The sequence below is a fragment of the Candidatus Phytoplasma sp. AldY-WA1 genome, from assembly GCF_020312115.2.
Taxonomy (GTDB): Bacteria; Bacillota_I; Bacilli_A; order Acholeplasmatales; family Acholeplasmataceae; genus Phytoplasma; species Phytoplasma vitis.
Map to the genome: position 1 here is coordinate 21,325 of NZ_JAHRHX020000005.1, position 9,638 is coordinate 30,962.

Annotated in this window: 9 protein-coding genes and 1 tRNA gene; 8 read left to right on the forward strand and 2 right to left on the reverse strand. The window is 21.9% G+C overall.

Annotated features, from left to right (window positions below; genetic code table 11):
• The first annotated feature begins 39 nt into the window (after positions 1-39).
• From proS to KTO59_RS00960, 7 genes are all read left to right on the forward strand, one after another.
• Positions 40-1,464: a proline--tRNA ligase gene (gene proS / locus KTO59_RS00930; protein WP_284928212.1), complete on the forward strand. Its 1,425-nt coding sequence runs from the start codon at positions 40-42 to the stop codon at positions 1,462-1,464.
• Between the two features lie 276 nt (positions 1,465-1,740).
• A complete protein-coding gene (der, locus tag KTO59_RS00935; protein WP_225696014.1) occupies positions 1,741-3,063 on the forward strand; it encodes a ribosome biogenesis GTPase Der in 1,323 nt (440 codons plus the stop codon).
• Positions 3,063-4,049 carry an NAD(P)H-dependent glycerol-3-phosphate dehydrogenase gene (locus KTO59_RS00940; RefSeq protein WP_284928213.1) on the forward strand — a complete coding sequence of 329 codons (987 nt, stop codon included), beginning with the start codon at positions 3,063-3,065 and terminating at the stop codon, positions 4,047-4,049. The genes der and KTO59_RS00940 overlap by 1 nt, the downstream gene beginning before the upstream one ends.
• Positions 4,050-4,167: 118 nt before the next feature.
• On the forward strand, positions 4,168-4,476 hold the full coding sequence (locus tag KTO59_RS00945) for an HU family DNA-binding protein (protein ID WP_225696016.1): 309 nt from the start codon (positions 4,168-4,170) through the stop codon (positions 4,474-4,476).
• Between the two features lie 137 nt (positions 4,477-4,613).
• Positions 4,614-4,763 (forward strand): 50S ribosomal protein L33, encoded by a 150-nt coding sequence (gene rpmG, locus KTO59_RS00950; RefSeq protein ID WP_121463710.1) that lies wholly within the window; start codon positions 4,614-4,616, stop codon positions 4,761-4,763.
• A gap of 23 nt (positions 4,764-4,786) precedes the next feature.
• On the forward strand, positions 4,787-6,040 hold the full coding sequence (locus KTO59_RS00955) for a Xaa-Pro aminopeptidase (protein WP_284928214.1): 1,254 nt from the start codon (positions 4,787-4,789) through the stop codon (positions 6,038-6,040).
• 40 nt (positions 6,041-6,080) lie between these two features.
• Positions 6,081-6,154 (forward strand) — tRNA-Cys (locus KTO59_RS00960).
• Between the two features lie 171 nt (positions 6,155-6,325).
• Here the strand turns inward: KTO59_RS00960 and plsY are convergent.
• A complete protein-coding gene (plsY, locus tag KTO59_RS00965) occupies positions 6,326-6,955 on the reverse strand; it encodes a glycerol-3-phosphate 1-O-acyltransferase PlsY (protein ID WP_284928215.1) in 630 nt (209 codons plus the stop codon).
• 965 nt (positions 6,956-7,920) lie between these two features.
• Here plsY and KTO59_RS00970 point away from each other — a divergent pair.
• Positions 7,921-8,595 (forward strand): DUF2963 domain-containing protein, encoded by a 675-nt coding sequence (locus tag KTO59_RS00970; protein WP_284928216.1) that lies wholly within the window; start codon positions 7,921-7,923, stop codon positions 8,593-8,595.
• A 443-nt stretch (positions 8,596-9,038) separates the two neighbouring features.
• Here the strand turns inward: KTO59_RS00970 and KTO59_RS00975 are convergent, their stop codons facing one another.
• Entirely contained in the window at positions 9,039-9,404 is a 366-nt protein-coding gene (locus KTO59_RS00975; protein WP_284928217.1) for a hypothetical protein, read from the reverse strand.
• Positions 9,405-9,638: the final 234 nt, after the last annotated feature.

The following is a 9,638-nucleotide window of genomic DNA, read 5'->3' on the forward strand; positions in this document are numbered from 1 at the left end:
TTATTTGGTTTTCGATAATAAAAAAGGAAATTATTTTATATGAAAAATTCTAAATTTGTTAAAGAGATAACTCCGCGTTTTCTTAATTTTGGTAAATGGTATCAAGAAATTTGTTTAAAAGCGGAATTGCTTGATTATTCAGATATTAAAGGTTTTTTTATTTATCTACCTTATGGATATGCTATATGGGAATTTATTAGAGAATTCGTAGATAAAAGATTAAAAAAACTTAATCATCAAAATGTTTATTTCCCTTTATTATTTACCGAAAATTTATTTAAAAAAGAAAAAGAACATATTGATGGTTTTTTTCCAGAAGTTATTAAAATTGAAGAAGTTAATCAAGAAAAATTATTAGATAAATTAATTATAAGACCTACTTCAGAAGTATTATTTTCTCAATATTATGCAAAAAAAATATTTTCTTATCGTGATTTACCTAAATTATTTAATCAATGGTGCAATGTTGTGCGTTGGGAAAAAACTAATAAACCATTTTTAAGAAGCAAAGAATTTTTATGGCAAGAAGGGCATACAGTTCATGCCACTAAAAAAGAAGCCATTAAAGAAACTATTACAATATTGAATTTATATAAAAAATTAGGAAAAGAATTATTAGCTATTCCTTTTGTTTCAGGAAAAAAAACACAATCAGAAAAATTTAAAGGTGCTGAATGGACTTATTCTATTGAAGCTTTAATGCACGATAAACAAGCTCTTCAAGCTGGTACTTCGCATTATTTAGGAACTAAATTTTCTAAAAATTTTCAAATTAAATTTCAAGATTCTAATTTAGATACTAAATTTGCTGAACAAACTTCTTGGGGGATTTCTACAAGATTAATAGGAGCTATGATTATGATTCATGGAGATGATGAAGGTTTAGTTTTACCTCCTTATATCGCTCCTATTCAAATAGTTATTATTCCTCTTCAATCTCAAAAAAAAGAAGTTTTAGAAAAAGCTAATAAATTATATAAACAATTATCTAGAAAATATAGAGTTGTTTTAGATAATCAAAATAAAAATATTGGTTGGAAATTTAGTCATTACGAATTAAAAGGTATTCCATTGAGAATAGAATTAGGATTAAGAGATTTACAAGAAAATAATATTACAATCTTTACAAGACATAATTTTCAAAAAAAAATAATTAAAGAAGAGTCTTTATTGAAAGAAATTCCTATTTTATTAAAAACCATTCATAAAGAAATGTTTCAAAAAGCTTCGGATTTTTTAAACAAAAATATATTAGAAGTCACAACTTATGAAGATTTTAAAAAAAATCTTAAAAATACAGGATATATTAAAATGAGTGTTTATGAGAACGAAGCAGAAAAAATTATTAAAGAAGAAACAGGAGCGACAGCTAGAGTTATTGTTTCACAAAAATTAATTACTAAAATATGTCCTGTGACTAAAAAGAAAGCTAATCAAACTATTTTATTCGCCAGAGCTTATTAAAATTTTATGTCATTATTTTTTAATTAATAAAAATCATTTAAAATGATTTTTTTATTTTTTGAAAGTTCTTTAATTTGATTTTGTAAATATTATAATTTTTTTTTAATTATATAAAAAAGATATAATTAATATGTTGTTTTATTTAAATAAAATTTTAATTTTTTAAAAATTTTTTTAGTTTATTTATTTATAATTTTTTGATACAAAAAAATAAAAATATTTTGATATTTTTTATTTTAATATATTATTTAAAATAATCATTAATAAGAGTAAAATATGAATTTTAAAGTAGCTATTATAGGAAGACCTAATGTAGGCAAATCAAGCTTATTTAATCGTATTTTAAATAAAAGATTATCGATTGTTTATGAAGAGGCTGGGACGACTAAAGACCGTATTTATGCTGAAGCTACATGGTTAAATCAAAAATTTTTTATCATTGATACGGGAGGAATTGTTTTTGATAATATTCCTTTAATTCAACAAATTAAACATCAAGCTGAATTAGCTATCTCCGAATCTAATTTAATTATTTGGGTTACTGATGGTCAAAATACCACAATAACTAAAGAAGAATTAGGAATAACTAAAATGTTATATAATAGTCATAAAAATGTTATTATAGCTGTTAATAAAATAGATAATTTAAATTTATATGAAAATGTTTATGAATTTTATTCTTTAGGATTTAGTGATATCATAGGAATTAGTACACAACATGGAATTGGTATCGGTAAATTATTAGATAAAGTTGTATCTTATTTACCACGTGATAAAAAAATAGAAAATGATGAAACAGAAGATTTAAAATTTTGTTTAGTAGGTCGTACTAATGTTGGAAAATCTACTTTAACTAACGCTTTATTATCGCAGGAAAGAATGATTGTGTCTGAACTTTCAGGAACTACAACTGATGCAGTTGACACTATATTTGAAAAAAATAATCAAAGATATCATATAATAGATACCGCTGGAATGCGAAGAAAAAAAAAATTTTATGAAAAACATGAAAAGTATAGTTTTTTAAGAGCTTTAGATGCTATTCAAAGAAGCGATATTGTCTGTTTTTTATTAGATATAAGTTATAATATTACTGAGCAAGATAGAAATATAGCTGCTATTATTTTTAATTATTCAAAACCTTGTATTATTGTTTTGAATAAATGGGATTTATTAGAGCCTTCTGACAAAGACATAAAAAAATTCGAATTAATGGTTAAAACAGAATTTAAATTTTTTAATCATGTTCCGATAGTGTTTTTATCTGCAAAAAATATAAAAAGAATTCATACATTGTTTAACGCTTTAGATAAAGTTTTTGATAATTATAAACAAACTTTTTCTTCTCATTTATTAAATGATATTTTACACGAAGCTACTCAAATTAATCCTCCATCTTTTTTTAATCAAGGTAAAGCTAAATTTTATTATTTAAAACAAACAGCTACGAAATGTCCTGAATTTATTTGTTTAGTCAATGATCCTAAATTTATTCATTTTTCTTACGAAAGATATTTAAAAAATCAATTAAGATTAAATTTAGAATTAAGTGGAATTCCTTTGAAAATAATTTTTAAAAAGAAAGAAGTTTTTTTGTAATGGAAAAAATTACTATTATTGGTGGTGGCGCTTGGGGGTCGACTTTAGCTCAAGTTTTAGATGATAATTCGAATCAAGTATTAATTTATGATAATAATATTGAATATATTAAAAAAATAAACGAACAAAAACATCCTTTTTTTGATGTTCGTTTATCTGATAAAATTAAGGCGACTGATGATTTAGAAAAAGCACTTTGTCATTCTGATTATATTTTTTTATCTATCCCTACGCAAAATATGAGAAATTTATTCAAACAAATTAATAATATTTTAACTTTAAGCAAAAATTTTATTAATGTTTCAAAAGGTATCGAATTTAAAAGTAATAAAATTATTTCTCAGATTATTACAGAAGAAATATCTGCTGATAAAATTAAAAATTATGTTTTTCTTGCTGGACCTTCTCATGCTGAGGAAGTTGTTTTGAGAAAAATTACTTTTTTAACAGCTTCTTCTTTAAATCAAGAATTTGCTTTAAAAATTGCTAAAATGTTTTTTAATAAAAATTATTTAAAAGTTTCTACCTCTAATGATGTAATAGGTTGTGAGATATGCGCTTCTTTTAAAAATGCTTTGGCTTTGGTCAGTGGTATGCTAGATGGTGTTAATTTTGCTTCTAATGCTCGTTCAGCGTTTATTACTTTCGGAATTGCTGAAATGAAAAAGATTTTATTTTTGTTTTCCAAGTCGAATTCTATCGAAACTGTTTTGAGTTTAGCAGGATTAGGAGATTTAACTGTTACTGTTTTTAATGAAAATTCTCGTAATTATCAAGCTGGAAAAAAAATTCGAATGGGTAAAAATTTAGATCAAATTTTGAATCAAACTAATCAAGTTATCGAAGGAATTTATAACTTAAAAGTTTTTTATAATTTGGCAATTAAAAATAAAATTTGTTTACCAATTATAGAAAGTGCTTATAAGGTTATTTTTGAATATAAACCTTTTGATTTTATTTTATTAAATATTTTTGAAAAATGTTAAAAATAACAAAAATATTGTTTTATTGTAATATTTATGTTGATAATATTTTTTTTTATGTTAAAATTCTATTAGATTTTACAAAATTTTTAAAAATTAATTAAAATTAAAAGGAATTAAAATGAATAAGTTAAAATTAATCAGCAAGATGTCTAAAAAGTTAAATGTTAAAACAGAACAAGTAGGAGAATTTTTGTCTTGTTTAAGTGATGTTGTAGCAGAAGGTTTAAAAGAAGAAAAAAAAGAAAATCCTAATTCAAAAGTAATTAAAGTAGTGATTGGTAATTTAGGAGCAGTACATTTAAAACATAGAAAAGAAAAAGTATGCAAAGTTCCAAAAAGCGATAAAGTTGTAACTCTTCCAGCTAGATTTGTTCCAGTATTTAAAATAAGCAAAACATTTAAAGATTTAGCTTCAGAAGATATTTAAAATAAATATTTGAAAATTTTTAGAGTAAATGTTTTTTTATAGTTTTTATTTTACAAAAAATAATTTACAATTATACTTATAAAATTAATATAATAACACAAAAAAACACAAAAATACAAAATAAAAGGTTTAAAAAAATGAGTGATTTAGTCAAATTAATTTGTACAGAATGTGGTAGAGAAAATTATCATACTTACAAAAATAAGAAAAAAACTCCTGGACGTTTAGAATTTAAAAAATATTGTCCTTTTTTGCGTAAACATACTGTTCACAGAGAAAAAAAATAAAATTTTAATGGAGTTTTAACAAAATGTCTTTTTATCAAAAAAATCGTTCTTTATTGTTATCTAAAATGAAAAAAGGTAGTATTGCTTTATTCTTTTCTAATTTAAATGATTTTTCTCTCGATTTAAATTTTGCCTTAAATAAAAATTTTTATTATTTGACAGGTATAGAAGAAGATAATTCTGTTTTATTAATTGTTAAGGATTGTTATGGTAATGAAGAAGTTTTTTTATTTTTGAAATATCATGATTTATTAAAACAAAAATGGGATGGAGAAAGTCTTAGTTTTGAAAAAGCATCAAATTTAAGTTCCATTCCATTAATGAATATTTTAAATATTGATATTTTAAATTCTTTTTTAACCCGTTTATTGAATACTGCTCAAAATTCAAAATATGGTCTTATTGAAAATTTTTATTTAGATTTATCAAATACTGATTTAAATAAAAAATTTAATTTGTCTTTATTGAGAGCTGAATGGATTCAAAAAAATTATCCTTATATAAATATTTATGATTCTTGTAATTTTTTAATAAATATGAGAGTTATTAAAAATGAAACAGAGATTGATTTGATAAAAAAAGCAATTGTTTTTAATGATAAAGCTTTAAGAGCAATTGCTAAAGTTTTAAAACCTGGTATGTATGAATATCAAATATCAGCATTTTATCATTATTTTTTAGCTGATCACGATTTACGTCCTTCTTTTAACACTATTATAGCTTCTGGAAAGAATGCTACTATTTTGCATTATAATCGACAAAAAGATCGAATTAAACAAAATGATTTGGTATTGCTAGATTTAGGTGTAAAATATAATAATTATGCTTCCGATATTTCTTTTTGTTTTCCTGCCAGTGGAAAATTTACATCTCAACAAAAAATTATTTATAATATAGTTTTAGAAGCTAATAGAAAAATTATTGAATGGATTAGACCAGGATATACTTTTCAAGAAATGAATAAATTCGGGAAAGATATTTTAAAAACCAGATTACAAGAAAATGGATTTATGAAAGCAGACGAGAATATAGAAAAGTATTGTTATCATGGATTAGGTCATTATTTAGGTTTAGATGTTCATGATGTCGGAAACATTTACGAACCCATTAAAGAAAACAGTGTTATTACTGTAGAGCCTGGTTTATATTTCGAAGAATTTAATTTAGGCGTTAGAATAGAAGATAATATTTTAATTAAAAAAGATGGTAATATTAATTTAACTAAAGATGTTCCTAGAAAAACAGAAGATATTGAATTTTTAATGATTAAAGAATAAATATTTTTTGAAATTTTAAATTTTTTATTTGATACATTGGGGCCCTGTAGCCAAGTGGTAAGGCATGGCTCTGCAAAAGCTTGATCGACGGTTCAAATCCGCCCAGGGCCTCCAAAATTAATTTTTAATTTATATAATAAAAATTTATATAATAAAATAAAAAAAGCATTTTTGAAAAATTAAAATAATTTGATTTTTCAAAAATGCTTTTTTAAATGAAAATATTTTAAATACAAAATTAATAAAAAAATAAATATTAAAAAAACTAATTAACATTTTTCATTATTAATTTTTTTTAAGAATATTTTTTGAACCAAAATTAAATTTGTTTTCTGTTCCTTTGATTAAATTTTTTATATTATTAGAATGTTTTATAAAAATTAAAATAGTTATAATTAGAATTCCCAAAAGCATCCGAATATCAATGTTATTGTTTATTAAATACGAAATCCATAAAAAAACATTAACTAATGAAGTTGATAATAAAGAAGCTAGAGAAGCATAACCTGAAATTCTTAAAAATAAAATAAAAAATACGATTCCTAAGATTCCAATAAAAGGGTCAATAGCTGTAATAAAACCTACAGAAGTTGCTATTGCTTTACCTCCTTTGAATTTGTTAAAAATAGAAAACATATGTCCTAAAATTGTTATTATTCCATATAATAATTTATAATCTGACGGCGACGGTATTATAATAATCCAAAAACCTTTTAAAAAATCTAATAAAAAAACAACAAAACCATATTTAAATCCTAAAATTCTAGCTGCATTAGAAGAACCTATATTTTTAGAACCTAATAAACGTAAATCTTTATTTTTGAAAATTTTACTTATTATTAAACCCATTGGAATAGACCCGATAAAATAACAAATAAAAATAAAAAAAAGTTTGAGACAATTATTATCTAGCATTTTTTTACCTTTGTACTTAATTTAAATAAAAAAGTTTTTAATAGAAATTTATTGCATACACTATTATTTTATTATATTTTATAAGATTTATGTGTTTATAATATTTTTTTATTCATCGTAATTTAATTAAAGAAAAAATTGTTTAATATTTTATTAAAAGTTTATTTAATATAAATAAAATATTTTAATTATAACTTTTTTATATTATTTTTAACTGAATCTAAAAAAAGATTTTAAACTTTCTCTTTTTATATACAACTTTTCATTTTAAAATTATTATGATAAATTAACTGCTTTTAAGAGATACAAATTTTTTATTATAGTTGATCTTGTCCCCTATTGTACAAGCAAGTTTCTAAACATACAGCTTCCCATAATTCTCGCACTGTTTTAAAAATTTGTAAATAAATTCATTTTTAATACCGAAAAGATTAGTTAAAAAAAACTAGTCTTTTTTTTAACAAAAAGAGGTTTTAAAATGAATAATTTTGAGAACGTGTAGTATAAATTGAATCCTGTTATTTTGAATTATTTTTATTATTATTGATATATTTTTCTTACTATAAAGTAAAAATATAAATAAATAAATAACTTTAAATTATAATAAGTAAAAATTATAATAATTAAAGATAATTATTTATAAAAAAAATTATTTTATCATTATCAAAATTAATTCGATACCTTATAAACAAAAAAACTAAATTTAAAAATTGTTTTTTATTTTATAATCTTAATTGGTATTAATTAATAGTCGTACTGTTATAAAAAAATGTAAATGTTTTTTTAACTTTACATATTTTTAAAATCTCTTTTCTATAAAAAAAGACTAGTTTGTTTTAACTAGTCTTTTAGGTATTAAAAATGAATTTATTTACAAAAATTTATAACAGTACGACCAGAGTAACGACCATTTTGTAATAAAAGCGAGAAATACAAATCCTCGATTAAAGGAAAAATATAAAAAAATGAAATTAAAACAATTTTTTGATAATAATAAAAAAATTATTTTGACAATAATTTTGGCACTAATTTTAATAATTACAACATATTTTATTTATAATTATAATAAAAAAGATTTAAAAAAAGCTGAATATTATGCAGAAGAATTAAAAGTTGACGAAGATGTATTCAAAAACTCAGTTACGCCAAAAACATCGATCATAGAACCAAAAGTTACAAATCCAAATTTAATTAAAAACAAAGAACAAAAACAAAAAATATTTTACCGTCAACCCGACGGTAAAACTATTGAGGCAATTGAAGAATATAACGAAAACGAAAAATTAGTTAAAACAACATTCTACCAAAACGACGGCAAAACTATTTGGTACATCAACGAATACAACGAAAACGGCCAAAAAATTAAAGTAAAAACCTACCAAAAAGACGGCAAAACTATTAGTTTTATTGAAGAATATAACGAAAACAGAAAATTAGTTAAAGAAACATTTTATAGTTCCGACGGCAAAATTATTATGTTTATTAACGAATACAACGAAAACGAAAAATTAGTTAAAACAACAAACTATTGTCCCTACAATAAAACTATTTGGTACATCAACGAATACAACGAAAACGAAAAATTAGTTAAAACAAAATTCTACCAAGACAACGGCAAAACTATCAAAAAAATCAACTAATACAACGAAAACAAAAAATTAGTTAAAACAACATTCTACAACCCTGACGGAAGGGAAAAAAATAATATGAAAAATACAAAAAAACAAATAAAAAATAAAATAAACGTCTGCACTTACATTTTTTTATAACACTGTGGTTTTTAATAGTTTTATCAGGTTGAAAGTTTGTTGTTTTGATTTTTTTTATTTTTAAAATCTCTTTTCTATAAAAAAAGACTAGTTGTTTTAAACTAGTCTTTTCGGTATTAAAAATGAATTTATTTACAAAAATTTATAACACTGAGTTTTATATTAAACCTTTAATTCAAGAAAATATAGTGACTTGGACTTTATTAAGATATTCCTTTGTTATAAGGTATTTAAATAAAAAAATGACCCTATATAGGGTCATTCATAATTTTAACAATTTTTTATAATTAAAAATTATAATAATTGTTTTGTATTTATGTCATTGCTTTGTCTTCGTAGCGTCCTAATAAAATAAATAATCCGGGTAATAGATAAGATAGGAGTGCCATTATTCCAAATATTATTCTAACTGTATTACTAGCTTTGCCTTGAAAAATTCTTATATATACATGAGTAAGTACATAACATGATATTGTTATTATCACTATTGTTGACGATAAAAGCACAGTTCCTAATTCTTTTATCTCATCAGGAATCATGTTTGTACAAACACCAAATAAACAACATAATGAAGTAATTGTTAAAAATACACAAGATATTATTAACGGTATTATACAAAATAAACAACCTAATTTTACCAAAAAACTAACTTCTTTAATTTGTTCTTTTTTTTGATTCATATAATAAAAACATCTCCTTTAATTTTATTTTGAATTATTTATTAAACAATTTACATTATATTATATTTATAAATTAAAAACAATTTTTTAATTATATTTATTGATTATTTTTTTAAATTTTTTTAAAAAACACTTTGCAAAATATAATTTTTTTGTATAATAAAAAAAACAAGATTTCAAGATACAATATTTATAAAATATTATATATATTTCTTCTTTTTTTGGTTCTTTTCT